This window comes from Limnothrix sp. FACHB-406, assembly GCF_014698235.1.
In the GTDB taxonomy this organism is placed as follows: Bacteria; Cyanobacteriota; Cyanobacteriia; order CACIAM-69d; family CACIAM-69d; genus CACIAM-69d.
Window position 1 is genome coordinate 120069 of sequence record NZ_JACJSP010000005.1, and the last position, 26009, is coordinate 146077.

The window sequence follows — 26009 nt, forward strand, 5'->3', positions numbered from 1 at the left end:
CGACCCAACCCCTAGCACCGCGCGATCGCCCGGTTCACCACAGCCGTTGCAGCCAGCGCCCTGGGAAACCAGAAAAATTCTTCTTGCGATTTGCAGCCATTTGGGCCAATGCTGCTATACTCTTTAAGCGCCTTTTGGGGCAAGCCGGTGTAGCTCAGTGGTAGAGCACTCGATTCGTAATCGAGCGGTCAGGGGTTCAAATCCCCTCACCGGCTTTCAAATGTCAGTCAGCGTTAAGTTTAAAGGGTCTTTCAAGCAGTAGCTGAAATTTACTGCTGTCCAAATTTTGGAGCTGTTAAGTTAGAGGAACCCTGCCCCGATCGCGCAGCTAGGAACACGGGAGAGATGGACAGATTCAGAACAATGCCCATCTCCCCCGCCGCCATCACGATCGCGCAACCTGCGAACTAGACTGCCGCTGGCACTGGCGCTGGCTCATAGAGATACTCAAACCAGTTGCCGTCCAAATCACGACCATAGAATGAAGCCGTGCCGTCCCGGTGTTCATGCACCTGCGTCACATAGACTCCCTTCGCTTGCAATTCCTCATAAGCCGTTTCCATCTCAGCACGTTGGTCAAAAATGAAACCAAAGTGTGGCCCCGCTTGGTCATATTCCGGACTCAGCAGCGCCAACCCATCTTCACCCGCCTTCAGATAGGCCCAATCTCGATCTTGCCAGGCCACCTCCATTCCCAAGTCCTTGTAGAATTCCACGGCCTTGGCAATGTCCTGAACACAGATCGCCACATGTCCTAAGCGTTTCAGTTGCATCGTTCTGTTACCCACAATTTTTCAGGGGAAAATTTTTCAGTGAAATCACGCAAATCATCACGCAAATCAGGCCGTCACTGCTCCATAGCAGCCCATGACATCAGCACCAGGTTAATTTGATGTGGTGTTAATTTAGGGACGTTATTGAGCGAATTTGGCAACTTTGGGGCTGAATTAATTGAAAAATCCAAACCGCCACAATCACGGTTTGAATGACAGCCGTTTAGCATTTTGCTCTAGGATGGGGTGAGTCGTACCAACGCACCGATCGCTCATGAGATCATTCTCCAAAATACTCAGTGACCGCGAGGAATTTTCCTGGGCTGTGCTTTTTCCCCTGAAGCCAACCAGCCACCAGACAATTGACCTCAAGGGCTGGAAGTTTTGAGAGACAATCTCCAAGGTTGATAGGGAACGGGTAACGGATTCGGCGCAAGACATCAGGGAGTGCAAAGATTGATTAGTCATTGGTTACCCACAAGCCAGTTGCCCAATGGAGCATTGTTGTTGGGTTGATAAAAACCATGAGTAACGCAATCATTCAGCCTAGATGAGCCAGCATGATCCAGAACTGGCTGAAATGATCTGGCTGAGGTTGAGGACTGAAACTTGGGATTGGAACAGTGTTGTTGATGGCTTTCATGACTAACTTAGTCTTCTGCTTTGCCATTTACAGACTATTGTAGCGGCGATCACTGGAGATGTTGTCAACCATGATCGACAACTCATTATGGGTATGACCAAAATCAAGATCTGAGTCATAACGAAATTAATGGATGAGTTGTGTAAGATTGCCCATCGCCGTGAGCCAGATTGTGCCAATTGAAAGAAGAGGATCAGCCAAGATGGGGCTAATTCGCGGAGCTAATTCAAGGCTGTTCAGACTTACCCCTAGAGCAGGCTAGAAAATTCTCGAATGTTGTGAAATGATCATGATTTGATCATTTTCGTTTGATAACTTCAGTGTTTTTATAAGAGTACTCACTAAAAAGCTTGCTGGCGGGGTTTCCGTATTCACCAAGTTGGAGATTGATCCCTCAGGGCCATGCCAGAAAACTTCCTCAAGGCCATGCCAGAAAACTTCCATGACTCGCAATTGCGTTCATTTCTACTGCTGGCCTATCGACAACAGGCAACGGGTTACCTGAACGTGGAGCTGGATCACCATCGTTGGCAAATTTGGCTCTATCGTGGGCGGCTGGCCTGGTGTACGGGCAATCGCCATCGGTTGCGACGGTTGCAGCGGGCAATCAAGCTGCGCACGGAGTCGCAGGCGCGTGAGGGATGGAATAGGCTGGTGGCAGCCACAAAGCAGAATTTGAGTGATCCCCTTTGGGAGGTGCGCTGCCTGGAGCAGGCGCTGGTGGAGGAGTTGTTGGCGATCGAGCGGGCCCAAGCGATCGTGATGCAAGCGGCGATCGAGGTGTTTTTTGTGGTTGACCAACCCTCCGCGCGTTTTCAGTGGATTGCCCAGCCGATCGATCCCATTCACCCTAACCTGCCCCTCTCCTCTGCCTTGATGGGCGAAGCCCTCTCTCGCGCCTACAATCTGCAGCGCCATTGGCAACGATTGCCCTTCAATCCGCTGTGGGCCGATCGGGGCTGGATCTATCTCCCGGGCAATGAAACCGCCGCCGACACCTCCACCACCATGACCCTGGCTCCCCTGTTGGATGGTAAGCGCACCTTCTGGGACATTGTGGCCAAGCTGGATCCTAACTATGCCAACTTGGGGGGCGTGCTCAAGGTGTTTCAGCTCCTTTGGCAACGCAAACAGTTAGCCGTGATTGAGTTACCGGACTTGGAAATGAGCCACCAAGCGCCGCAGGCTAGTTTTTCCCTAAAGGTGGCTTGTGTGGATGATGATCCCAAAATCTGCGAAAAGATCGAAAAAATAGTGATTGGCAATGGTCACCAGTTTTTAGGCTGTTTTGAACCCTTGGCGGCGCTGCCCAAGGTGATTGAAGCCAAGCCCGATGTGGTGTTTTTGGATGTGGTGATGCCGGTGATTAATGGGCATGAGCTTTGTGCTCAGTTGCGGCGCGTGCAACAGCTTAGCCACACGTCGATCGTGATGCTGACGAGTGCGGATGGGTTGTTCGATCGGGCAAGGGCCAAACTTTCGGGCGCAAGCAGCTTTGTCAGCAAGCCGGTCACTCCTGACAAGGTGCTCGCCGCCCTCAAGCGCCATCAACACAACCAAGTGGTGGCCCACTAGCGCTCGACATGGCCGTTGGTTAACCCTTGGCTTTTGCCCAGAGTCAAGTTTCAGCATTGGGAAGCATTGGAAAACGACAAAAAAACGATCGCTCGGTCTTAATTTGCGATCGTTTCCTGTCTCCGACGGAGAGGGGGGGATTCGAACCCCCGTTGACGTTGCCGCCAAACTTGATTTCGAGTCAAGCGCATTCAACCGCTCTGCCACCTCTCCAGGTAAGCGAAGTTAATATTAGCAGCAATGCCGCGATTTGCAAATTGTTTTGCGCTGGTCTGCCGAAAGCTCCGATTGCGCTGGGGTTGGGTTTTTGGAAGATGCCGTTGATTAGCCCACGAACTCCCAGACCCCAGCGGAGGACGGATCATTGATTCTTGGGTATCCTGTTGTCCAGACCATCGATTGACAGCGATCGGGGTGGGCCCCAGGGCCCGCCCCTGTCGAGCCGTCATTGGGGCCACGCCACGGGGCTAATCCACCACAAATGCCATGCCGGTTTCAAAGCGGGTTTCACAACCAGACGATTACCTCGCACAGTTGCTTCAGCGGCTTTGGGCGATCGCCACAGGAGACACCAGCACCTACATTCTCAAGCGCACGTTGCAAGCCCTCTTAACTTTGCTGTTGGCTTCGGCCCTGTGCTTTGTGATTGTGGATCTGGCTCCCGGCAGCTATTTGGACACGATCGCCCAAAATCCGCAAATCAGCCGCGACACCCTCGCCCTCTACACCAAGCAATTTGGTTTGGATCGCCCCGCCCTTGAGCAATATTTGCGCTGGTTGGGTCAGGTGGTGTCCCAAGGGAACTTCGGCACGAGTTTTGTCTATCAACGATCGGTCACATCCCTACTGGCGGAACGGATTCCCGCCACTCTCTACATGGCGGTGCTGTCGCTGCTGGCCACCTGGGCGATCGCCCTGCCGCTTGGGATTGTGGCCGCCATTCACCACAACCGCTGGGTCGATCGCGCCTTGCAGGTGATTAGCTACTTGGGGCAAGGCTTCCCCAGCTTTATCACGGCCCTGCTGTTGCTGTTTGTGGCCCAAAATCTCTCGCCCCTGTTGCCCGTGGGGGGCATGACCAGCCTGAATTTCAGTGAACTGTCCCCAATCGAGCAACTCTTAGACATTGGTTGGCATTCCATCTTGCCCACCATTGCCCTCAGCATCACTGGCTTTGCCGGTTTGCAGCGGTTGATGCGCGGTCAGCTCCTGGATGTGTTGCGCCAAGACTATATCCGCACTGCCCGGGCCAAGGGATTGCCCGAAGACCGCGTGATCTATGTCCATGCGCTGCGCAATGCGGTGAACCCGTTGATTACGCTCTTGGGCTTTGAATTTTCCAGCCTGCTGGGCGGTGCGTTCATCACGGAATATTTCTTCAACTGGCCGGGCTTGGGTCGGCTGATTTTGCAGGCGGTTCAAGTCCAAGACTTGTACTTAACGATGGCGAGTTTGATGATGGGTGCAGTGATGTTGATTTTGGGAAATTTGTTGGCGGATTTGTTGCTGAAATTTGTGGATCCACGGATCAATTTGCAATCCATGCAATAGGTTGGCAAACCATTGCCCAAAGCACGAATTGATTGCAGCTAGCTAAAAGCAAAATCAATGGCGGTGGTCTCCGGCCCGCCAGACCAAGGCCGATCGCCCAATCGGGATTTCGACTCAATCTGTTTGGGCTTGGCGGTTATTAAGGATTGGGGGGTTGGGCTTTCGAGGGGGCGAAAAAACTGCTGCTGAGAAAATTGCTGCTGAAAGAATTGAGAAATGGCCGTTGCCACCGCCGGCCCCTCCACATCCAAGGGCAACACATGGCCCGATCGATCAAACCATTGCAACTCCACCGGGCCCGCCACCCGATCGCGCACCCACTCCGCCGCCTGGTAGGCAATGGTGCGATCGGCGTGGGAATGGGCCACAAACACCGGACAGGTGATCCGCTCCAGTCCCGCCTTGGCCCGTCGCGACAAGCGCCAGAGCACCCGCCCCGCCCGCGCATTTTCAAACTCATAGCAGGGGGCATAGAACCGGCGATTCAGACGCTTGGGAATTGAAAAATTGAGCCAGCCCAAATATCGCGCCAAGACGGCTCCTCGGAAGGGCAGTTGCAGCGCCGGAGCCGTTACCGCACAGGCATCGAGCAAACCTTCCGCCGCCAGAATCAGGGCGATCGCGCCACCCATGGAATCACCGTACATGGCCACAAAGTCATATTGCTCCCGGGCCCGGCGCACTTCGTCTCGGGCCGCCGCCAACAGTCGATCGGGCGTGATTTTTGCAATTTCCCGTTCCTGAACGGGGCGATCGCGCCAGCCATGGCCCGGCAGCAAAGGCGCAACCACATCCAACCCCTGCTGCGCGATCGCCCGGGCCACAGGCCCCACCCCGTAGGGCATGGCAGTGAACCCATGGAGACAAATCACCACCCCGCGCGATCGGCCCTTGGTCGTTTCCTTGGCCGTGGTTAACGCAGCCGTTAGCTGAAAAGGAACCGCATCCGGGTGCAATTGAGCGCGTTCTTGGGCCGACAGGGCCTCGAAACCGGAGAGGTAAGGACGGGCAGACAGGGGGGTGGCCATGGCAGTCACGGGCGATCAACAGCGGTTGAAAAACAGAGGTCAGCCATTGCACCAGCGGCGGGCAAGCCACCTTCAGCAAATTCACTGACTCTGGGTTCAACCTATCCTGTCCCTGCTCCCCGGCTCAAACCCCCACCAACCGCTTTCTGAAGCGCCCCGATCGCCCTCAACCAATCTCCCCCGCGCGATCGGGCAAATCACCCAGAATTCCTTTATTCACGGGCCATGGGACGGCGAGCGGCTAGCCCCCGCAGGCAAATACTCAAGGACAGTTTGGGAAATGGCACAGCTTCCTAGGATTGGGATCAGCCCAATTTTTCCAGTCCGATTATTGCCGCCTGCTACAAAAAACCGTTGCAAACCCGGTTGTTTGGCTGCCTTGGAGTCCACTGCCCATGGCTTTGGTTGCAACCCGTGAATATTAGTGGTGTTTCGTGAAAATCATCAAATATCGTTGCGAGATTGGGCAATTAGTGACTTTCTATACAGTTTCTAGGGGTTGGTCGCGCAATATGGTTTGAACCTTAAATAACTTCCCATCCAAAAAACGGATTCGAGGCCATTTTTTCTCGAATCCGCAGCTCCGTTTATGGGTTTGTTGTGCATAAGGCGACGGCAACGAACAATAACGAACAATTCTGAATACCTTGCTATACCTATGGCTGACTTGTACTCACCTCGATCGGACGCAGACAAATCCCCCCATTCCCACGCCTGGTTAGCCAAGATTGGACGGCTTTCGCCCCCGCCGCGCCCCCATGTGCAACGGGCAAGGCTGAAGTTGTTGGTGGCCTTTGGAATTCCTGTGTTGATGTCGATCGGGGCTGGCTTGTTGGTGGGCTGGTTTGCCGACCCGGCCGCGGCCCAAGGAGCCGCCGAAGCACCCAAAATCGACACGGGCGACACGGCTTGGATGCTGGTTTCCACGGCCTTGGTGCTGTTGATGACTCCGGGGCTAGCGTTTTTCTATGGGGGCTTGGTGCGATCGCGCAATGTGCTCAACACCATGATGATGAGCCTGATTGCGATGGCCGTGGTGGGCGTGACCTGGGTATTGTGGGGATATAGCCTGAGTTTTGCACCCACGGTGATTAACCCCGGCGGGACACCTGCCTTTGAAGCCAATGCTTTGATTGGCAGCTTGAAATGGTTTGGCTTCCAAGGAGTGGGTCTCGATCCGGATCCGGTGGGCTACGGGGCAACGATTCCTCACCAGGTGTTTGCCCTCTATCAAATGATGTTCGCCATCATTACGGTGGCGCTGGTCTCTGGTTCGATCGCGGAGCGCTTGAGCTTCAAGGCCTATTTCTGGTTTGTGGTGTTGTGGTCAACGTTAATCTATTGCCCTTTGGCGCACTGGGTTTGGGGCAAAGGTTGGCTGGGCAACATGGGGGCCCTGGACTTCGCTGGGGGAACGGTGGTTCACATCAGCTCCGGTGTTTCCGCTCTGGTGGCGGCTTGGATGCTGGGCCCGCGTAAGGATTGGCAAGTTAAGGCGATCGTGCCCCATAATGTGCCTTTTGTGCTGTTGGGAACAGGGTTGCTGTGGTTTGGTTGGTTTGGGTTTAATGCCGGCAGCGCCATTGCTGCTAACGGTCTCGCGGCGACGGCATTCACGGCCACCATGGTTTCCACGGCGGCGGCGGGGTTGACCTGGACGGTGGTGGAGTGGCTGTTGGGTCGCAAGCCAACGGCGATCGGGATTGCCAGTGGCTTTGTGGCAGGTTTGGTGGGTATTACGCCGGCTGCGGGTTTTGTTGATCCCCTGTCTGCCATGGCGATCGGGGTGATTACGGCCCTGTGCTGTTTAGGAGCCGTCACCCTGAAGGTGCGGCTGGGATTTGATGATGCTTTGGACACCTTCCCGGTGCATGGTGTGGGTGGCACGGTTGGAGCAATTCTGACGGGGGTGCTTGCCTCAAAGTCCGTGAACTCAGCCATTGACAGCGGGCTGCTGTATGGCGGAACGAAAACCTTCACGGCTGGCGTGGTGGGAGTGCTGGCGGCCTATGCCACGGCTGCGATCGGGACATTTTTGATTCTGAAGGGCCTGTCTTTGGTGATGGATTTGCGGGTGTCTCCAGAGGTGGAAGATCAGGGCTTGGATGTCCCTGAGCATGGCGAAGATGCCTACGGAGAGCCATAGGACGAGTGTTGAGCCAGTTCGACTGACATCCATTACCAATGGGCGATCGATCAGCATCGATCAGCGCAGAATCGATCAGCGCAGACAAGGGGCTTCAGCCCCTTGCCCCCGCGACGAGCTAGTAATGGGTGGAGGCTTCAAACCCCTTGGCAGATCCCCTCTCAAGTCTTGAGGTTCATTCAGTTATGGCAGCAGACGGCTGACGAAATTGCCCCAGACCGCTGCCGCTTGGCCGCTGTTGCCATCGGTGGGTTTGCGGGTGTCGTTGCCCAACCAAACCCCAGCCGTTAGGTTGCGGCCAGGCACATAGCCAATAAACCAAAGGTCGGCACTGTCATCCGTTGTGCCGGTTTTGCCCACGGCTCCGGGCACATTGGCGGCCGATCGCCCCGTTCCTTGCACCACAACCCCCCGCAGCAGATCCGTCATGGTCTGGGCCACTTGGGGCGAGAGCACCGGTTGGTTAGCACCGGGCTGATCTGCCTGGGCATCGTACATGACGCGGCAGGTTTGCAGGTTTTGCGGGTCGGTGCAATCGCTGGTGTCCAGAACGCGAGTGATCGCCTTAGCGTGGTTAAAACGGCCATTGTTGGCCACGGCCGCAAAGGCTCCGGTCATTTGCAGCAAGGTGGCTTCGCTTTCCCCCAGCACGAGGCCGGGAGTTTTGCGCAGGGGGCTGGTGACTCCCAAGCGCTGGGCCAAGCCAATCACCTCATCCAGCCCCACCGCTTCGGCCACCCGCAGGGCGATCGGGTTTTCGGACAGGGCCACGCCGCTGACCATGTTCAGGGAACCACTGCCCGATCGACAGCCTCGAAACCGTTGCCCCATCCAATTCACGGGGGCGCAACTGTAGGCGGTGTTGGGGCTGATGCCTTTTTCCAGGGCGGCCGCATAGGCAAATAGCTTGAAGGTGGAGCCGGGCTGGCGCAGGCCGTTGGCGGCGCGGTTAAATTGGCTGTCTTCAAAGCTGCGGCCGCCACTCATGGCCAGAATGGCCCCATCGGTGGGGTCGATCGCCACGATCGCCCCTTGACTGACTCCGGCCCGGCCGCCCTGGGCATCAATGAACTGTTGCAGGGCCCGATCAGCTTCGGTCTGGGCTGCTAAGTTCAAGCGGGTTTCAATTAAGAAATTGCCTTCGCGGGCCACGCCGGAACCAAAAAGCTGCTCCAATTCCTCAAAAACGTAGTTGAAGAAGTAGGGCGCACGGGTCGATCGCAAAATTTCCCGTGCTCGGGGACTCACCTCCACGCGCGATCGCCGGGCCCGCTTGAACTCCTCCAGGGTGACAGCGCCCTGATCCAACATCCGCTGCAAGACCAGATCTCGCCGTTGCACCGCTGTTTTGTAATTGCGGGCCGGGTTCCAGCGATTGGGGGCCGGCAAAATGCCCACCAGCATCGCCGCTTCGCCCAGGTCTAGATCCCGTGCGGATTTTTCAAAATAAAATCGAGCGGCATCCTCAAAGCCGGCCAAGTTGCCACCCAAGAACACTTGGTTCATGTAGGCCAGCAGCAACCGATCTTTGCCATAGAAACTTTCCAGCTTCAGGGCCACAATCGCCTCTTTGATTTTGCGACCGGCGGAATTGTCTGACCCCACATAATCCCGGTAAAGGGTGCGGGCCAGTTGCTGGGAAAGGGTGCTGGCTCCCTGTTGCAATTCCCCTTCCCGCGCGTTCACCACCAAGGCCCGCAAAATCCCGATCGGGTCAACGCCAAAGTGCCAGTAGTAGCGTGCATCCTCCGAAGCCAGCAATGCTTTTTTGAGGTAGGGCGAAAATTCTCCCAGGTTCTTGGCTTCCTGGTGGGCCCGCCGCTCGATCGCCTGGAGCGGTTGCCCATCCCCCGCCACCACAATCACCGGGCCGCGCTGGGCCTGGGGCAGGGGCAAAATCTGAATGTCCTGCCATTGCCAAATCACCGCCAAACTCACCAGCCCGATCGCCCCGGCTAACCCCGACAGGCCATAGCGCAGGACTTGCACCAAGGGCGTTGGCGGATCCACATATTGCAGCCGCACCGAGTCCGCCAACTCCGGCGGCCCCAACACGACCATTTCCCGGTGGCGCAAAATTTGCCCATTGATCCGTTTCTTGCCGCTGAATGTGCCGTTGGTGGAATCGCGGTCTTCAATGGCAAAGGTGCTGCCCAAAAAACTGGGAACCCGCCGCAAGCCCGCGTGGGTGGTGCTGACCACGGGGCTGTTGAGGGGGATGTCGTTGGCCTTGCTCGATCGCCCCAAAAGGTAATAGTCCCCCAACAGGGGATAGTCTCGGGGTGCGCTGCCCGCCTCATAGATCACGATGCGGGGCGGGTTGGCATTAGCCGCCAATTTCAGCCGGGCCAATTGCACCCGCGAAAGCTGGGTCACCGTTTGGCGCAGGCGGCCCAGGATGGTTTTGGCGGGTTGAGGCGGAGGCGGCGTAGGATTTGGGCCCATAGGGCGATCGGGATCAAAACGACAGAATGGCCATCATTATTTCAACACGATCCTAGGAAAGCGCGTAGCGATCGCCGGCCACTGTTCACCCATCCTCGGGTCGATCGAGATCATTCCCAGCACCAACGTCCTAACACCCGATCCCAAACGCCAGATCCCAAACGCCAGATCCCAAACATTTCGGAAACTCTCAAAAACTTCCAGAGTTTTCAGAACATTCGGAATTTTCAGCTTTTCGAGAAATTCAAGGTTTTTTAGAGTTGCCGAAATCTTGTCAAGAGAACTTGAGAAACGCAAGGATTTGAAACGAATTCGAGAAAAATTGTTGAGAAACATCGACAACTATGGACGCTCCGATTTAGCCCCCCTTAGGCTGGGGAGATAGTGTTCAATCTGGCAATCCGCAGGCCATCGAATCGAACCATGAACCCACAACGCTATCAGTTTCGCTGCACCCTGACCTTTGGGGACATCTACGGCCAAATCATGGCTTGGTTGATCGTGATTTTCCTGAGCCTGGCCAGCGCGCTCGCCCTGTTGGGAGCCAGCAAGCCCCTGTATGCCCTGTCCATGGTTGGGTTGATTTTGGTGCTATCCTTGCCTTTCCTGTTGTTCGCCTTTGTCACCACCCTGCTGAACCACATTGAATTTGTGGCGGTGGACGCGGCGGCGGACTTGGCCACTGGTGGCGGCTACGAACCCACCCAACCGGCCCAGGCTCTTTAGGACAATTTGGGGGCCTGCCCATGAATGAGCCGCTAAACGAGTTAATTCACGATGTTCTGATCGTGGGGGGCGGGCTGGCCGGCTGTCGGGCAGCCCTGGAAATTGCCCGCCAAAATCCCAAACTCAGCATCGGATTGGTGGCCAAAACCCACCCGATTCGATCGCACTCGGTGGCCGCCCAAGGGGGAATGGCCGCCGTGTTGAACAACGTGGATCCCGAAGACACCTGGCAAGCCCACGCCTTCGATACGGTAAAGGGATCCGACTACCTCGCGGATCAAGACGCGGTGGCCATCCTCACCCAAGAAGCCCCGGAAGTGGTGGTGGACTTGGAACGTTTGGGGGTGTTGTTCTCGCGCCTGGAAGATGGGCGCGTTGCCCAGCGGGCCTTCGGGGGCCATTCCCATCGGCGCACTTGCTACGCCGCCGACAAAACGGGCCATGCCATCTTGCATGAGCTGGTGATGAATCTGAAGCGAATGGGGGTCACGCTCTACGAAGAGTGGTATGTGATGCGCCTGATCGTGGAAGAGGGCGAGGCCAAGGGCCTGGTGATGTTTAATCTGCGGGATTCCCAGCCAGTGCTGGCCCGGGCCCGGGCTGTGATGTTGGCCACGGGGGGCTATGGCCGCGCTTTTAACACCACCTCTAACGATTACGCCTCCACAGGAGACGGGCTGGCCATGGCGGCCCGGGCGGGCATTCCCCTGGAGGATATGGAGTTTGTGCAGTTTCACCCCACGGGGCTTTATCCGGTGGGGGTGTTGGTGTCGGAGGCGGTGCGGGGTGAGGGGGCTTACCTGCGCAATGCGGCGGGCGATCGATTCATGGCGGACTATGCCCCCAGCCGCATGGAGTTGGCTCCTCGGGATATCACTTCCCGGGCGATCGTCAAGGAACTGCTAGCGGGGCGAGGCATTCATCTTGATGGCAGCGCGGGCGGCCCCTTTGTGCATCTGGACTTGCGACATTTGGGCGAAGCAACGATCATGAGCCGCGTTCCCTTTTGTTGGGAAGAGGCCCATCGCCTGCTGGGGGTGAATGCGGTGGAGGAACCGATTCCGGTGCGCCCAACGATTCATTACTCCATGGGCGGCATTCCCACCGATCTGAATGGGCGGGTTCGCAGCAGTAGCATCGGGTTTGTGGAAGCTTGTTTTGCGGCGGGCGAGGCGGCCTGTGTGTCGGTGCATGGGGCCAATCGCCTGGGCAGTAATTCCCTATTGGAATGCATTGTGTTTGGCCGGCGCACGGGCCGGGCGATCGCCCAATATTTAGACAGCGGGCGCAAGTTGCCATCCTTGGACGGATCGCGCTACCTGGCGGAGGCCCGGGCCCAACTCCAGGCTCTGTTGGGGCATTCAGGGCCAGAGCGGATCGCCCAAGTGCGCCAAGATTTCCAAGACACCATGACCCAATATTGCGGGGTGTTTCGGACAGCGGACTTGATGCAAACGGGGCTGGAAAAGCTGCGGGAAATTGCCCAGCGCATCGAAAATACGAGGCTGGACGATCGGGGAACCTGTTGGAATACGGAACTGATTGAGGCGCTGGAGCTGCGATCGCTCTTTACGGTGGGGCAAACTATTTTGACCGCTGCTGAACGTCGCCAAGAAAGTCGCGGGGCCCACTGCCGTGAGGACTACCCCGATCGCAATGATCAGGACTATCTCAAACATACGCTGGCCTATTGGTCGCCCTCGGGCATTGACTTGCAATATATGCCGGTGACCTTAGGCCTGTTTGAACCCCAGGCTCGTCAGTATTAATCTCCCAATTCATCTCCCAAATCAACCCCTGCTGGGTTCAGTGGCCTTGAAATCATCTGGTTTTGGGTTGGAATTCGCCCCTAGGATTTACATTTGGCTCCTAGGTTGAGGGGAATTTGAATCAAAAACTCAGTTCCTTCACCCACCTGCGAAAAGCATTCCAGTCTGCCCTGGTGTTTTTCCACAACAATTTGGTAACTGATGGACATGCCCATCCCGGTTCCTTTCCCGATCGGCTTGGTGGTGAAAAAGGGGTCAAAAATGCGCCTTTGGATGTCTAGGGGAATGCCGGGGCCATTATCAGCAATGCCTACCACTAGCCATTTAGATCGGGTGCTGGATTTGCCATCACTCAGCGAAGATCCGGTGGAATTGGTAGAGGGCAGTTCTATTTCTTGAATTCGAGTCCGAATCCGAATCCACTGACGATGGACTTGCAAGTCTTGATAATCGCGGTTAGCGGTGGCTTCTTCAAGGGCATCAATGGCATTGCTCAGAATGTTCATGATCACTTGATTGAATTGGCCGGGATAGCACTCGATCGGGGGCAGGTTGCCATATTCGCGAAGGATATCGATCGCGGGGCGATTGGCCTTGGCTTTTAAACGGTGCTTAAGGATTGTGATTGTGCTGTCAATGCCTTCGTGCAAATCTACGGCCTTTAATTCCGCCTCATCCAACCGTGAAAAATTGCGCAGTGATAACACAATCTCTCGAATGCGATCGCTCCCTACCTTCATGGAAGCCAAAATTTTCGTCAAATCTTCCTCTAAAAAATCCAGTTCGATCGCCTCTTGTTCCTCCTGAATTTCTGCGACTGGCTCGGGATAGTACTTCGCGTATAACTGCAATAGTCTCAACAAATCCTGAGCGTAGGTACGTACATGCTCCAGGTTGCCGTAGATAAAGTTCACCGGGTTATTAATTTCATGGGCAATCCCCGCCACTAATTGACCCAAACTGGACATTTTTTCGGACTGCACCAGTTGCAATTGGGTTCTTTGTAATTCACTCAGAGTGCGTTCCAGTCGATCGCGGGCTTCTGTCATGGCGGCCATTTGGGACAGGCTCGTCCAACAGGCGATCGCCACCCCCAAAAACGCCACCGTAATTAACACAATGCTGAACACGGCTCCGTGGCTGCCGAAGGAAAATCGATCCAACCCAGCCCGCGCGAACCAACCAATGCTGACCGCGCCACAAAGCAGCAGAATCAGCACCGTGACCTGAAACACCACCCAATCGCGTTGGATGTTGATGGGCCTTGGGCGGTAGCGGTGACTCCACCAGGCCGGCTGGCAGAGGGCGATCGGGCAATTTCCCACCCCCTGGGCCGCCACGCCGACCGCCATGGGCAACAGCAAGCCAATCAGCCAATCTTGCCAGCCCCAAGCCAAGCCACCCACCACAAACACGATCGCCTCCATGACCAAAAACAGCAGCGACCATCGGGGCCAGAGCACTTCCGGGCGTTTCCGTTGCAGCCACAGCCCCAAATGGATGCCCATCATGGCGCTGAGGTAACCCGTCCCGGTAACCATCACCACCCGCGACACATTGCCCCAAGCCAAACAGAGCAAACTCACCCCCAAGGTGAACAACAGGCCCGGCTCCAAAACTCCGCGCGGCGAAACCACCGAAAACAGGGCCGGGAGATGGCGGTCTTGGGCTAACTGGTAAAGCACCCGGGGGCAGTTGGAAACGGCCGTGGCGGAACTGAGCAGGCAACCGGAAGCAATCAAAAACGTCACCAGCCCGGGCGTGAGGCTGCCCCAAAACGGCCCCGCCGCCGCCATTAGGTGCAAATAGGCGCTGTCACCTAGCCGGGGAGAAATAGCCAACCGCGCCAACAACCACGACCCCAGGACATAAACAATGGGTAGCGCGATCGCAGCGGCCACCAAGCAATCCAGAGTGCGGCGCGGTTTGCGACTGTCAGCCACAAAAGAGGAAGCCGTTTCACAGCCATAGACCGCATAAATGGCCACAAAAAACCACTTGGCCCAATCCGTGAAATCCAAGTTGAAAGGAATCGGTGCAAACAGCCCTGGACTTTGAGGCGAAAAGCTCAACCAACTAAAGCCTTGAAGGCAAAAAACTAATAAGCAGCTAATAGCAGGAATGACAAAAAAGGCATGTAAAATTCCGACGGTTCGGGAGTTGCTGAAGGTGACAATATAAGGCAGCAGGGTGAATAAAATGCGAAAAGCGGTGACTGGACAATCCACCCCCAGCGGTTCCAAGCTGACCTGAATTAGGTCAGTCAAAATGATGGCATTCATGGGCGGAACCGAGACCCAACCCAACCAATAGCCGATCGCGCTGTAGCGGGCTAAAAATGGGAACTTATGGAGTAACTGAGTGGCATAGTTTGGCGTTCCGCCCGATCGATCTTGGTCATGGATCCCAAGCTGTCTGACCTGCAAATTCAGCAAAGTGCCAATCACGGCTCCCGGAATCCAAACCCACAGGGAGCCAAGACCCAAAGCCGCATTCATTGCCGGTGCGGTTCCCAGCCAAAGCAACAAACCGCTGAAACCAAAACTCCAAGTTTCAATGGAACCCAAAGTGCGGGGCAATTTAAATGCAAACCGGGAGGACTGAGACATGGATCACAAAAATTCCGTAGACACTGAAAGTTTTCGCCATTGCAAAAACTGACAAAAGTGAATAAAAGGCGATTTTTAATGCCCTGAATGAAGAATAGTTTATGAACTAATGTGAGTCTTGTGATGTCCCTTTAATGGTGATTAAAAATTAAAAGTGGCTAAAAAATTGTGACTATGGTAACCAAAAAGGTTTATCCAACAGTTCATAAAATAATTTAACTACTCCTTAGTTTAACGCTAATAGATGATTTACTGACAATCAAAGTTTAAACAAAGCTCCAAAATCAGGCCTTAAGTTGCCAGAATCAGGCCTTAAGTTGATTGAAATCCTCAGCCTTCAAGAGCTTGCTTTGAATCTCCGTATTTTTTGAGACCTGTTTGGTGGTAAAACGCACCCGAATCAGAGAACTGAATTTGAAATGAAGCATTGGTTGAAAGACTGATTAATGGTTCAGTGGTAGTGATGGATAAATGCAAGGGCGCTAGATGTCAACATGAAAAAATGAGGATGAATATCAAAATCACCAATTCTCTACGTTGATGTTTTGGAGCTAATCGCAATCTGTAAAATCTCAATTATTTTAGATATAAATATGATTAGAAGTTGTTTTCTGAAAAATAATTAGTGAGCTAAACATGATCTTAAGATTAGTCAAAATTCATTTTGATTGATGCTTAAGCTGATTGATGTCTTGAGACTCGCTATCAAAACAAAGATTGATTAAAGAAAGAGCTAAATGGGGGGGCAATTTGACTTGCCAAGGGAGTTAATCGGCTTAAGACCTCGTAATCAATCGAAAATTGATCACTAATTCGTGATTTGGATTGAATTGTCCTAAAAATCTCTGAATTTGTTGAGTTTTTGATAAATTTTGAAAGTTTCTATGGATCAATCATCTTGAAAACTCAGTAGCCTTGACTGGGTAACGTCAAAATGATTGTCTGATCGAGGCCATTAGAAAATAAATAGAAAATAAATATTGAGTATCAACCTGCTGGAGCGAGCTGTGCGGCTGAGATGTTGAAACTTTGATATGAGAAATAGAGCTGTGAAATTAGTTGATGGTGAAATAGGGTATTGAAAATCTGATCGGCCTGACCTTGTTTTGGGTATTTTCAAGTCAAGTTAACGTAGCGAGTGAATGGTGTTTGAGCCGCGACCAATTGCGTTGGCTAGGCTGTGAGAAAAATAGGCATGGAAAACCAAAAGGTTGCCGTGAAATTACTGGGTTATGGGGAGATGGTGAATGCTGAATGAGCAAACCCCAAATACTGAGGTTCGGGCCGAGGGGCGCACAGAAGCAGGCGCGGAGGCACAACCGGTGACAGCAGGGCCGATCGACAATGGGACGGTCACGATCGTGTACAGCGATGAGTTTTTGCTGCATGACACGGGCTGGGGCCACCCGGAACGGCCTGATCGCCTGAGGGCAATTGTGGCGGCCTTGCAAACGGCTCCCTTTGCCGATCGGCTCCGTTGGCACAGTCCCCAGTTAGTGCCCGCCAGCGATGCTCCGATCGACCCGCTCACCCAAGCCCTGCGCCGGGCCCACGAACCGGACTATATCAATCACGTGCGATTGCTGGCCAATCGGGGGGGTGGGCAACTGGAGGTTGACACGCCCATTTCTGCCCGGAGCTACGAGGTGGCTCGCTTGGCTGTGCAGGCTTGGTTGGACGGCATGGACGAGGCGATCGCAACGGGACAGCCCGTGTTTGTGGCGGCGCGACCACCGGGCCACCATGCCCTGCGCCATCGGGGGATGGGGTTTTGCTTGTTTGCGAATGCGGCGATCGCGGCCTTGACGGCCCTGGAGGCGGGCCAGGCACAGCGAGTGGCGATCGTGGATTGGGATGTGCATCACGGCAACGGCACTGAGGCGATCGTGCGGGATCATCCCCAAATTGCCTACTGTTCCATTCACCAATCACCGGCCTATCCGGGCACGGGTCGCCCCGGAGCTGCCGATCAAGATCATCAACTGTTGAATTTGCCCGTGCCTCCGGGAGCCGACGGCAGCACCTATCAGGCCTTGGTTGAGGCGCAATTGTTGCCGTTCTTGCGGAACTTTGATCCCGATTTGTTGATCATTAGCGCGGGGTACGATGCCAATCGAGACGATCCGTTGGCACAAATTCATCTCCAACCGGAGGATTATGGATGGCTGACGCGATCGCTCCTGGGCATTAGCCGCCGAATGGTGCTGGGGTTGGAGGGTGGCTACGATCTCAACAGTCTGGCGCGATCGGTCTATGAAACGATCCTGGCCTGTCTCTCGTCCTAACGAACAGCCAAGCGCTAGGATATGGCGTAGGGATGCTTGGCCACCCGGAGCGCTGAAAGCTAACCCCGTAGCCTAGAATGGGGGAAGCAGTCGAGCAATCTTGACCCGCTTGCTCGATCGTCAGCCGACAACTCAAGCAAATTGCCATCATGGCCAGCATGGAAGTTGGATTGGGGATCGACTGGGCCAAATTCCCCCGATCCTGTGGTTGTCATTAGCGCTGAATGGTTGCTTGGCAGCGCCAGTGAAGCCACTGCCCCCCAATCAAACTTTGAAACTGCAACTCCACTCAATTGCAGGGGCCAGTTCACCACCTTAGAAGAGGCAAGCTATGCTACACCGCAAGATTTATCAGCTCTGCTGTGACGGACAGGAAGTGTGCATATTCCTGCGCGATCAGCAGCGCTGGATCGAGCGCGCACAAATCCTTGACATTGAAGGCGACCTCGTGACCCTGCGCTACGAAACCGAAGAGGACGACGAAACCTGTGCTTGGGAAGAAATGGTGCGCCTCGAAAGTATCGGTTCGGTGACGCGCAAGCTTGCTTCGGTGTCTCGGCGCAGTGTCTTAGATCTGCCCGTAGCGGAAGAATGCCCGGAAGCGGAGCAAATTCGCAATCACTCGGATAAGAAGGACGCGGATAAGTAGCAGGGCGAGGAGGGAATTTTCTGGGAATTTTCCCGGTTTTTCTGTCCACAGCTAGCCCTAGTAGCATGGCTGCCTTAATTCACTGGGTTAAATGACATGGCTGTTACCGTCACCTGATCGTTAAGCAGCAAGGGGCTTAAGCCCCTTGTTATCACGACTGGCTCCGCAACTTTGACCCAATATTTTAAGGATGTCGCGCTACTAGCAATGGGGTTCGATTCCGGTAATTGAATCCAGCCCAATCAAGCTGAGTATCAAGCTGAATAACGAAATGGGAACGACTGCTAACCAGTCGTTCCCATTTTTTGGGCCTCATTTTTTGGGTCCCTCAATTGGTCAGCAAATGGGGGCCTAGTGGGCCGGGCGGGTTTCAGCCGGTGTCTTTGAATGCTGATTTCTGAATGCTGGTTTCTGAGTGCTGGTTTCTGGTCTGCTCAGTTTCCGGGTCGTGCGCTCAAAAAGACTCTAAGCAAAGGCCATCAGCGTAGGTGTTAGTTGGGAGCAGCGCTGGTTGCAGCATTGGGAAACAGTCGATCGCGCCCTTGGTCGATCAGGGTTTGGATGATGGTGCTTTGGCGGGTTTGCTCGAAGACGCGCCGCAGAATGGTGCTCAGGCGATCGGGACTGAGCCAGTTTTCGCCCTCCGGTTGGCCGGCCCATTCCGCTTCCACATGGGCTTGGAACAGTTCCACCAGGCTCAGACCCGCCACTCGGGTTAGGTAGGCCGCACTGAGACCCTGAATTGCGCCGCCGGCCAGGTAGGTGAGGGCGCTGGTTTTGAGGGCGGTGGCGATCGCCTGGCTGCCCAGTTCCACCAACCCGAGCTTGAGCATGACTTCCCCGAGGGTTTGGGCGATCGCCTGGGCCCGATCGAGGGAAAACCGTTGCTGATAGATCTGGCCCAAGTCCATCACCAATTGACCATTAATCGCCGCCGTAGCCAGCAAGTCCAGGCCGGGCAACGGATTGGCAAAGGCCGTGGCAGCGGCAATCCATTGACTTTGCTCGATCGCTCCGATGGCGCGATCGCGTCGATCGGCTTTGAGGGTGGTTTGCCACTGCTGCGTCATTTGCTGAGTTCGCCGCAGGGTGGTGCGCCACCGCCAGCGATCTCCCTCTGCCATGAGCGTGTTTTGCAAGCCGGTGACCAAGGCTCCCAAGTCCGGCTCCGGCTGCTCCAAGAATTCTCGCACCGTGCCATCGGCCGCATGTTTCCGGACTTTGATCGCGGCTGGCGCGGCGGCGGTGGGGATGATGGCGGTGGGGGCTAGTTGCCCATGGAGCCGATGTTGAATCGTGGTTAACACGGTGTCGCGATCGGCGGGCAGGTAGCGATCGGCCTTGTTGAAGACCACGATTGGGGCCTGCTCGTGAGCCAACAGCCATTCCAAAGTTTCGTATTCCGTTTCGGTAATGTCGCCCGCTGTCACAAACAGGGCCCGATCGGCCTGGAGGGCCAAGTCCAGCGTGATCGGATCTTGGGTTTCGCCCCCCACAAACAGGCTGGGCAGTTCTTGGTAGTCGATTGCCAGGGCCGCCGTGCCCAAGCTGTTGACCAACGCTGATTTACCAACGGCGGGGGCCCCCAAAATCGCCAGGGCCAGGCGCGATCGATCTAAATCTTGGGTCAGGCGATCGAGTTGGGTTTGCCAATCTTGAGCCGCAAAAGTGGGTAGTTCTGCCGCCACCAAATTCAGTAGGCCTTGGGCCCGCGTGATCGCCCGTTCCGCAGCAGCTCGATCGAGGGTGCTCGGCTCTGTCACCGGGGCCACCGGGAGCGATCGTCGTCGCGTTAACCACAGGCCCGCGCCCACGGCCACGGCTCCGGCCGGCAGCCAACTGCCCAGCCCATGGAGCGCTTGGTTCAGCACCTCCAGCGCCAACCACACCCCGGCAACCCCCGCACCCAGCAGCCAAAGGGGTTTATCAGTCAGGGATTTGGAGAGGGGCAGCGCCATGAATCTGGCTCCTTTGAAGAAGTAGGCAAGGGGGAAAGGACGGCGGCCATGGCGATCGCGCGGCGGCCGTGCAACCGAATTTTAGCGGACGAGTTTTCCGGTCGTTGCGATCAATTAAGAATCTCTACGTTTCGGGCGCGTTGGGGCCGATCGGGTCGGTGGGTGGGTTCCGGGAGCGGGACGCTGGGCCGATCGGGCCACCACCACCACCGCTGCCACCGTCCAGCCGCCCGCCCGCAGGCTGTTGCTGGCCGCTTGAACCGTGGCCCCGGAGGTGTAGATATCATCCAGCAAAATCACCGATCGGGGGCGTTGTTGCCCCAAACCCGGCCCCAAGGCAAAGGCCCCCTGCACATTGGCTGCCCGATCGCCCTGGCCTAAGCCAAATTGCGCTTGGGTATCCCGAATCCGTTGCAGGCCATTGGGGATCAGACGATGGCCGGTTACATCACAAAAGTGCTTGGCCAACAATTCCGCCTGATTAAAGCCGCGTTTTTGCAGTCGAGCTTCATGGAGCGGAATCGGGATCACCCAAGGGGCCGCTCGATCGAGCTGTTGCCAAGGGGTTGCCATTGCCCGATCGGTTCCTGGTTCCAACCACAGACGACCCAAATCCCGGCCCAAGGTTGCGGCCAGCTTGGGATGACCTTCGTATTTCAGGGCCGCGATCGCCCGTTTTAGGGAACCGTCATAAAGCCCCCAAGCCAAGAACAGGGGAGCCGACGAAACAAGGGCAGAGGGCAAGCGGCCCCACCGTTGCTCAAGGGGCAGTTGACTGGCGAGCAGGCGACGATCGCAGGCGAGGCAGAGGCCTTGATGCTTGGCCGGGCGATCGCATAGCTCACAGGATCGCTGCCAAACCAAATCCGACAGGGCTTCGATTGATTGGCTCACCCAAGATTTCGCCACAGGCCACCCCAAACGTTACCCTTGAAATCGATTTTGAAATCAGTTAATGAATCCATCATCTCGCATAAACATGAAAAGCGTTAATTTCATGATGATCCCAGCCCCTGAATCGATAGCCATCCCGTAGCGATTTCGATCGTTTTCCAGAGCGCCGGACGGCCGTGATATGGTTTGGGCAACTTTTTCGATGGGTTCGATCGCTTGGCTTGGGTTCTGACCTCGAGCAAGATGCTCTCAAAATGTGCTCAACATCCGGGGCGACGGAATTCGGGGCGGCAAAATTGAAGACAATTCAAGACGATCGAGCAGGGCCACAACAACCAGCCCAACCCAAGCACAGTAGACAAACGCATTGCACGAAGGGGTTTTGATGGTGACGAGTTCCAGTGCAACCCAGGGCAAAACCCACTGGGCGATCGCGATCGGGATTGGTCAATATCCTCTGTTGCCGCCGCTGCCCGAAGCGGAGACCCGTGTGGTCACCGTGGCCCAGGCTTGGCAGAGCCAAACGAGCGGCTCGGCGGGAACCCAATATCGAACCGTGATCTTGAGCGATCGCTCCTTGCCCCTGCTCGATCGCCCCACCTATCCCAATCGCGAAAATCTGGAATATTGGCTGGATTTTGCCGCCACGGAATTGGTGAACCCCGGTGATACCCTTTGGTGTTTTTTCAGTGGCTATGGGGTGAGCCATCGCGATCGGGATTATTTGCTACCCATCGAAGCCAGCCTTGATCGGACGGCAACGGCGGGGATTCCCCTGCGGCGAGTTTGTGAATATTTGAAATTGGCCAGCGATCGGGTTGGCCCGGGTGGGCAAGTGCTGCTGGTTTTGGACTTGAGCCGGCCACCCACCGAAAACCTGGCTCCGGTGGGCGGTGAAATTCCCCTCTTGGCCCAAGAAATGGGGTTGTCGATTTTGTTGGCAGAGCCGGGGGCGGGTCGCCAAAGCAGCGGCCTGTTGGCTCCGGCCTTGGCGGCGGCCCTGGGCCAATCCCAGGGAATGAATCTCTATGCCCTCTCGCGGTTTTTGCGGGAAACGACCCGCGCCTTAGCCCAGGAGCAGGGCCAGGTTGCGCCCCAGGTGCAGGTGTTTGCCCATCCCCATGAGCGGCTCTATGAAACGGTGGTGGGGCGGATGGTGCCAGAGCCGCCGCTCCCGATCGAGTCCTTTGTGGTGTTTCCGGCTAGTGCGCCGGCCTTGGCTGTGGAACCCCCGATCGCCCCCTTGGGAAATGGGTTGCCCAGTGATCCACCGCTTGATCCCCAGCCCGATTACCCAGCCAATCAACCCAACTCACAGCCCAATTCGCAACCCAATTCACAACCTAATTCACAACCCGACCAACCGCCAGAACTGGGCGTGTTTGGGTCAGATCAGGTGCAAAGTCCGGCTTTGGATGATGAGGCGCTCGATCGATTCGCGTCCGCCGCCAATTTGCCCGATGCTTGGGCCACGGAACCCAGTGCCTTTGAGGCGCTGTTTGCCAATGATTGGGTTCCAACGGAAGAGGCACAACCGGGACTGGCCACGCCGAATCCCTTCACATCGGCTCTGCCCAACGGCGATCGCCCGGCGGAGTCGGCCAACTTGCGGCCCCCAAGTGCGATCGCGCCCGTGCTCCCGATCGAGACAACGCATTCCAACAGTTCCCCGCCGCCCAACGCCCTGCCGCCAGAACCGATTCCCGAGTCCCAGCGAGATTTGGCCCTGGTGGGCCCGCTCACGGCTGGTCTCAGCGCCAGTGATTTGGCCTTTGCGCGCCAGTTGGTGACTTGGTTGGGAATTTTGGGAATTGTGCTGTTGGCGGCCGTGGTGGCCCGCAACTATGCAGCCCTGTTTGGAGCCAGCATCACGGCCCCAACGCCCAGCCCGGCCGCCCCTTTTGGAGCGAATATACCCCCCGCTACCCCGCTGCCCGCGCCGGCCAATGGGGCATCGCCCCCCACCGGCTCCCGGACGTTGCCGCCGCCGGAACCTAGCCCTCTGGCGAGTCCCCAGCCCACTCCCGTTGTTCAGTCGGGGTTGCCTAGCCCAAAACCCAGCCCCCCAGTCAGTCCTAGCCCCAGTTCCGCGCCGCCGGCCGCCAGCCCCGCCAGGGTGAACCAATTGAACTTGGCACGGATCCCGATCGGGACGAATCAGGCTTCGGAATTTGGCAAAGCAATTTTGCGGGCCCGAGAAATCAAACCGGGAGATCCGGGCTACGGTCAAGCCCAGCAGGCGATCGACCGCTGGAGCCGGGTAATTTTGGATTTGGCCAAGGGGCGGGCCCTCAATGGCGACTTTGGCGGGGCGATCGCGGCGGCCAAAATTGTTGCGCCCGATCGGGGTGAGGTGTACCAAGAGGCGCGTAGCTCGATCGCCCAATGGCAAACCCTCCAGCAGCAACAGGCCAACAACCGCGCAATTTTGCAAAAAGCCGCCGGCCAAATTCAGCTTAATCAAGCCTCCAGCTATAACCGGGCGATCGACCTGGCCCGCAGCGTGCCCGTGAACCAACCGGGATATCCCGCCGCCCGCGACCAAATCAATCTTTGGAGCCAAGAAATTCTCAAAATTGCCCAAGGTCGCGCCAATGCCAACCAACTGGCCGCTGCCATCCAAACGGCCAGCCTAGTGCCGCCCAACACGGCGGCCTATGCCAGCGCCCAACAGGCGATCGCCCAATGGAAAAAACGCGCTCCCGCCCGCTAACGGATGTTTGGAAGATGCCCTAAAAATATGCAATCGGGAAGGCAGCGATCGCGATACCCCCCTAAACAAATCGCGTGAGCTGCACCCGATAGCGATCTTTCTTGGTGGTGGCAATTTCCCCGATCGAGAGGCGGCCCTTGCCCGCCAACACCACCAAATCCCCCGATTTCAGCAAATGGCTGGGGCTGGTGATGTCTTTCCAGTTCACCCGCACATCGCCCCCGGAAATTGCTTCCGCCATTTTGCTGCGGGAGATGCCAAACCCGGCGGAGGCGATCGCGTCTAGGCGCAAAGAAGCCTCCACCGTCGTCATTTCCTTTTTCTTGGGTTCACGAACCTTCAGTTCACTGAGGGGAATGGCGCGGGTTTTCACCGGTACTGATCGCACTTGGGTGAGGTTCAGCTCCAAAAATTCCACCACCTCCGGCGCAACCAGGGCTTGGGCCCCGCGTTCCCCCTGCACCAACAAATCGCCCACCTTGTCGCGCACCAGCCCCGTCCCCAACAGGGCCCCCAAAAAGTCCCGATGGGTGGCCGGGTCAAACAAAAAATTCCCAGCAATTTCCAAGGCCGCCACCTCGATCGCGTCTGTGATCAGCGGCAGTTCCGATCGGGCAAAGGCCACCCGCTGCCGTTCCGCTTGGGGATAGCCCCCCCAAGGCATGAACACCACTTCCGCCAAGCCACTGAAGACGGTTTGGATATCGGCAATTTCCGGCGGCGACAGAAAATCGCTCACGGCCGGTTCCCAGGTTTTTAGGCTCTGGTCTGCCAGGTCGATCGCCCGGGCGATCGTTTCTCGGTGGGTTGCACGTTTCAGCAGGGTTTCGCGAGGTAGCACGGTCTTTTTGAAGTCAGCGTTGGAGTCAGCGGATGCGGCCAAAACAGCAAAAACAGCGAATCAAAACCAGCGCAGCCAAGACCGCCTGTTGATTAGCCCTAGCTGTTCAAGCCAATCTTGGGTTAAAAAATACGGTAGCGTTGTCCATACGATTATTAACCCCATCCCATTGCCGTGATGCAAGCCGACGGATTGAACGGTCAAGCAGCCCCAGCGGAAATTGCCCGCTTGCGTGATGAACTGCAAATGCGCGATCGCTTGGTACAGCAGCTTTCGCAGGAACTGTTCCGCTTGGTGAAGGGCAATGCGGGCCTGGTGCCCACCTCCGACCAGCCAGAGCGCCATCAGGCGGAATTGCAGGCCCTGCGCGATCGGGTGCGGGAAGTGGAAGAACAGGTGGGTTTTTATCAAGATCAATTGGCCGATCGAGACGCGGAAATCTACCAATTACGCCAGTCAGTGCAAGAACTGGGCGATCGTAGCCGGATGCTGGAGCAAACGATTCAGGAATTGCCCAACGTCTATCGCTCCAAGTTTGAAGACCGTCTGAGCGCCATCAAAGAGCGCGTGAGCCAACTGCAACAGGAAAACCGCAACCTACAGGCAGAATTGCAAAGCGTCAGCTATCGACTCGCGGTCAGCAGTCGTCGCCCCGGCAGTCTTGACCTCCCCGAATTTGCTGGCGAAACTCCATGACCTGTCTAAGAGTTTGGATCGATCGGGCGGATTCGCTGGCCGCTGGGGATTGGTTGTCGGTGGCGCTCGATCGATTGAAGTCCGTGGCGGTTGACCTGCGGCTTGACCCGCAGATCGTTGTGGTGGGTGATGAAACTCCTTTGCCCGGCGGCCCGGGGGCGATCGACTGTCCCCTAACGTTACGAATCCTGGAGGACGATCGCTTTCCGACGGACTGGGTTCACCGTTCCACCTGGGTGACCTGCGCGGCGGCCGAGAGCTTGCGATCGCGGGTGACGGCGGAATTAGATTGGCCCAACGGCGAGGGTCAGTTGTGGCTCCCCCTGATTGTGACCGCCAAGGGGCCTCTGTATGGTGAAGCGATCGCCCTCCATGCGGAATCTGGCTCAGCGGAATCTGGCTCAACGGGTCAGTTCCTTCAGCCCCATCACCTGTCCGATCGCGATCGACAGGCGGCCTATCGGCTGGGCTTTGAGCTAATGAATTGGCTCCGGCTTCCGCCCGGTTTGTATTTGATGCAATTCGGGTTCGATCGCCCGGACAAAGATCCAAATCCCGTCTATTTCGATCGGCTGTTGCCTTTCCCGGCGGCCCCCGCGATCGCCAGCATTGGAGTCCAAACGCCCGACCTGTTTGAGTGCCATCTCCGTTGTTTGCTGCATCAGCCGCTCCGGGAAGTCGCTATTCTATAGCCATTGTCTTTAGCTG

General features: G+C 56.3%; 17 protein-coding genes and 2 tRNA genes. 11 read left to right on the forward strand and 8 right to left on the reverse strand.

What is annotated here, in order from left to right; genetic code table 11:
- Positions 1 to 143: 143 nt before the first annotated feature.
- A tRNA-Thr gene (locus tag H6G53_RS07230) sits at positions 144 to 215 on the forward strand.
- Positions 216 to 407: 192 nt separating this feature from the next.
- Here the strand turns inward: H6G53_RS07230 and H6G53_RS07235 are convergent.
- Positions 408 to 773 (reverse strand): VOC family protein, encoded by a 366-nt coding sequence (locus H6G53_RS07235; RefSeq protein WP_099532796.1) that lies wholly within the window; start codon positions 771 to 773, stop codon positions 408 to 410.
- Positions 774 to 1818: 1045 nt separating this feature from the next.
- Here H6G53_RS07235 and H6G53_RS07240 point away from each other — a divergent pair.
- A complete protein-coding gene (locus tag H6G53_RS07240; RefSeq protein ID WP_190531721.1) occupies positions 1819 to 2991 on the forward strand; it encodes a response regulator in 1173 nt (390 codons plus the stop codon).
- Between the two features lie 126 nt (positions 2992 to 3117).
- Here H6G53_RS07240 and H6G53_RS07245 read toward each other — a convergent pair.
- Positions 3118 to 3204: transfer RNA gene (locus H6G53_RS07245), tRNA-Ser, on the reverse strand.
- A gap of 273 nt (positions 3205 to 3477) precedes the next feature.
- Here H6G53_RS07245 and H6G53_RS07250 point away from each other — a divergent pair.
- A complete protein-coding gene (locus H6G53_RS07250; protein ID WP_099532794.1) occupies positions 3478 to 4542 on the forward strand; it encodes an ABC transporter permease in 1065 nt (354 codons plus the stop codon).
- A 38-nt stretch (positions 4543 to 4580) separates the two neighbouring features.
- Here the strand turns inward: H6G53_RS07250 and H6G53_RS07255 are convergent, their stop codons facing one another.
- Complete coding sequence (locus H6G53_RS07255; RefSeq protein ID WP_242030809.1) at positions 4581 to 5570, reverse strand: carboxylesterase; 990 nt, start codon at positions 5568 to 5570, stop codon at positions 4581 to 4583.
- Positions 5571 to 6345: 775 nt separating this feature from the next.
- Between H6G53_RS07255 and H6G53_RS07260 the strand changes: the two genes are divergently transcribed.
- Positions 6346 to 7716 carry an ammonium transporter gene (locus H6G53_RS07260; protein ID WP_347343120.1) on the forward strand — a complete coding sequence of 457 codons (1371 nt, stop codon included), beginning with the start codon at positions 6346 to 6348 and terminating at the stop codon, positions 7714 to 7716.
- A gap of 183 nt (positions 7717 to 7899) precedes the next feature.
- Here the strand turns inward: H6G53_RS07260 and H6G53_RS07265 are convergent, their stop codons facing one another.
- The gene (locus H6G53_RS07265) at positions 7900 to 10161 is read right to left on the reverse strand and encodes a transglycosylase domain-containing protein (protein ID WP_190531724.1); all 2262 of its coding nucleotides are present in this window, start codon (positions 10159 to 10161) and stop codon (positions 7900 to 7902) included.
- Between the two features lie 423 nt (positions 10162 to 10584).
- Here H6G53_RS07265 and H6G53_RS07270 point away from each other — a divergent pair, with 423 nt between their 5' ends.
- On the forward strand, positions 10585 to 10887 hold the full coding sequence (locus H6G53_RS07270; protein ID WP_099532790.1) for a hypothetical protein: 303 nt from the start codon (positions 10585 to 10587) through the stop codon (positions 10885 to 10887).
- 20 nt (positions 10888 to 10907) lie between these two features.
- A complete protein-coding gene (locus H6G53_RS07275) occupies positions 10908 to 12656 on the forward strand; it encodes a succinate dehydrogenase/fumarate reductase flavoprotein subunit (RefSeq protein WP_099532789.1) in 1749 nt (582 codons plus the stop codon).
- A gap of 80 nt (positions 12657 to 12736) precedes the next feature.
- On the opposite strand, the gene H6G53_RS18570 is transcribed toward H6G53_RS07275, so the two are convergent.
- Complete coding sequence (locus H6G53_RS18570) at positions 12737 to 15265, reverse strand: amino acid permease (protein ID WP_190531726.1); 2529 nt, start codon at positions 15263 to 15265, stop codon at positions 12737 to 12739.
- Between the two features lie 1247 nt (positions 15266 to 16512).
- On the opposite strand from H6G53_RS18570, the gene H6G53_RS07285 reads away from it, so the two are divergent.
- Both H6G53_RS07285 and H6G53_RS07290 read left to right on the forward strand, forming a co-directional pair.
- Positions 16513 to 17550 (forward strand): histone deacetylase, encoded by a 1038-nt coding sequence (locus H6G53_RS07285; RefSeq protein WP_190531728.1) that lies wholly within the window; start codon positions 16513 to 16515, stop codon positions 17548 to 17550.
- A gap of 331 nt (positions 17551 to 17881) precedes the next feature.
- Positions 17882 to 18199: a DUF6679 family protein gene (locus H6G53_RS07290; RefSeq protein WP_099532785.1), complete on the forward strand. Its 318-nt coding sequence runs from the start codon at positions 17882 to 17884 to the stop codon at positions 18197 to 18199.
- 491 nt (positions 18200 to 18690) lie between these two features.
- Here the strand turns inward: H6G53_RS07290 and H6G53_RS07295 are convergent, their stop codons facing one another.
- Positions 18691 to 20157, reverse strand: coding sequence for a DUF697 domain-containing protein (locus H6G53_RS07295; RefSeq protein ID WP_190531730.1), 1467 nt, complete (start codon positions 20155 to 20157; stop codon positions 18691 to 18693).
- A gap of 114 nt (positions 20158 to 20271) precedes the next feature.
- A complete protein-coding gene (locus tag H6G53_RS07300) occupies positions 20272 to 21066 on the reverse strand; it encodes a ComF family protein (RefSeq protein ID WP_190531731.1) in 795 nt (264 codons plus the stop codon).
- Between the two features lie 370 nt (positions 21067 to 21436).
- Between H6G53_RS07300 and H6G53_RS07305 the strand changes: the two genes are divergently transcribed.
- Positions 21437 to 23764 (forward strand): hypothetical protein, encoded by a 2328-nt coding sequence (locus H6G53_RS07305; RefSeq protein WP_190531734.1) that lies wholly within the window; start codon positions 21437 to 21439, stop codon positions 23762 to 23764.
- 61 nt (positions 23765 to 23825) lie between these two features.
- Here the strand turns inward: H6G53_RS07305 and H6G53_RS07310 are convergent, their stop codons facing one another.
- Positions 23826 to 24605, reverse strand: coding sequence for a photosystem II S4 domain protein (locus H6G53_RS07310; protein WP_099532766.1), 780 nt, complete (start codon positions 24603 to 24605; stop codon positions 23826 to 23828).
- A gap of 177 nt (positions 24606 to 24782) precedes the next feature.
- On the opposite strand from H6G53_RS07310, the gene H6G53_RS07315 reads away from it, so the two are divergent.
- Positions 24783 to 25301 (forward strand): Npun_F5560 family protein, encoded by a 519-nt coding sequence (locus H6G53_RS07315; protein WP_099532763.1) that lies wholly within the window; start codon positions 24783 to 24785, stop codon positions 25299 to 25301.
- Positions 25298 to 25993: a hypothetical protein gene (locus H6G53_RS07320; protein ID WP_190531736.1), complete on the forward strand. Its 696-nt coding sequence runs from the start codon at positions 25298 to 25300 to the stop codon at positions 25991 to 25993. The genes H6G53_RS07315 and H6G53_RS07320 overlap by 4 nt, the downstream gene beginning before the upstream one ends.
- Positions 25994 to 26009: the final 16 nt, after the last annotated feature.